Origin of the sequence: Photobacterium sp. GB-72 (genome assembly GCF_003026095.1) — a bacterium.
Lineage (GTDB): Bacteria > Pseudomonadota > Gammaproteobacteria > Enterobacterales > Vibrionaceae > Photobacterium.
Map to the genome: position 1 here is coordinate 1 of NZ_PYNV01000039.1, position 1,449 is coordinate 1,449.

The 1,449-nt window shown below is 36.8% G+C and carries 3 protein-coding genes; all 3 read right to left on the reverse strand.

What is annotated here, in order from left to right; all coding sequences use genetic code 11:
* Nucleotides 1-144: 144 nt before the first annotated feature.
* Nucleotides 145-387 carry a hypothetical protein gene (locus tag C9J40_RS21700; RefSeq protein ID WP_107247966.1) on the reverse strand — a complete coding sequence of 81 codons (243 nt, stop codon included), beginning with the start codon at nt 385-387 and terminating at the stop codon, nt 145-147.
* A 323-nt stretch (nt 388-710) separates the two neighbouring features.
* A complete protein-coding gene (locus C9J40_RS22055; RefSeq protein WP_158259572.1) occupies nt 711-863 on the reverse strand; it encodes a hypothetical protein in 153 nt (50 codons plus the stop codon).
* Between the two features lie 211 nt (nt 864-1,074).
* Complete coding sequence (locus C9J40_RS21705) at nt 1,075-1,317, reverse strand: hypothetical protein (protein WP_107247966.1); 243 nt, start codon at nt 1,315-1,317, stop codon at nt 1,075-1,077.
* Nucleotides 1,318-1,449: the final 132 nt, after the last annotated feature.

Sequence of the window (1,449 nt, forward strand, 5' to 3'; positions counted from 1 at the left end):
GGAAATGTATGTTGCTGAATCCCTGCAACTATTGACTGCAAGTGCAGTACAAATACCTAAACGTGGCTATTTAGGTATTTGTACTTGATAGATGTATTAATGAGGGAAAGCGACCAAAAATAAATTTTTGGTCGCTTTTAACGATTAGTAAGCAATTGAACCTAGCTTTAAATCGTTTAAGTGTGTGTTAGGGAATGAAAGGTATTCCGTAATTTTATTGTCTATTTCAATTTCTTTAGTAAAGAAGTCAAAGTCGGTGAATTCTGGATCACAACCAGAAACTTGTATCGAATCAATGGTAGCCATTGATTCAATAACTTGAACATCGAGTTCAATGTCAGCTTTTAAAGCATTCTTTAAGATGTTGCTATTGATTGCAGTGATCATGATGGTCTTTCCTTTTATTTAAAAAAGGCGTCTACCCAATGGGTAGTATGCCCAATGGGTTTAGTGTGGTGGAATAGCTTGCTAGGTCGTGGTGTAGATATCTAGATGGTGGTATGGGAAATGTATGTTGCTGAATCCCTGCAACTATTGACTGCAAGTGCAGTACAAATACCTAAACGCTAACGCTTACGTATTGGTACTTACTAATTTATTTGGGGTTTTGGCCGATGATGTGCATAGAGGCCACTGCACAGTATAAATTTAAACATTGCTGAGTAAATAAGCAAGTAAAAATGCGCAACGCTATAATAGCGCCGCACATCTTACCTTTGAGGTAGATTCATGTTCAAACCTAGCTCAGTGAAGTTCATTTTTTTGCTTCCGCCAATAAGTCCAAAATGTAAACTCAGTGACGTACAGCCTTTTACTATAAGTGAGGCACTTACCTGCTTCTCATCTTTTTTTTCTTCTGACATAAGAATGTTTCCTTGAATGAATCCAATATGGATTAATTGGTGGTGAGTGTTACTAGGTGGAGGTTTGGGAAATGTATGTTGCTGAATCCCTGCAACTATTGACTGCAAGTGCAGTACAAATACCTAAACGTGGCTATTTAGGTATTTGTACTTGATAGATGTATTAATGAGGGAAAGCGACCAAAAATAAATTTTTGGTCGCTTTTAACGATTAGTAAGCAATTGAACCTAGCTTTAAATCGTTTAAGTGTGTGTTAGGGAATGAAAGGTATTCCGTAATTTTATTGTCTATTTCAATTTCTTTAGTAAAGAAGTCAAAGTCGGTGAATTCTGGATCACAACCAGAAACTTGTATCGAATCAATGGTAGCCATTGATTCAATAACTTGAACATCGAGTTCAATGTCAGCTTTTAAAGCATTCTTTAAGATGTTGCTATTGATTGCAGTGATCATGATGGTCTTTCCTTTTATTTAAAAAAGGCGTCTACCCTATGGGTACTATGCTCAATGGGTTTAGTGTGATGGAATAGCTTGCTAGGTCGTGGTGTAGATATCTAGATGGTGGTATGGGAAATGTATGTTGCT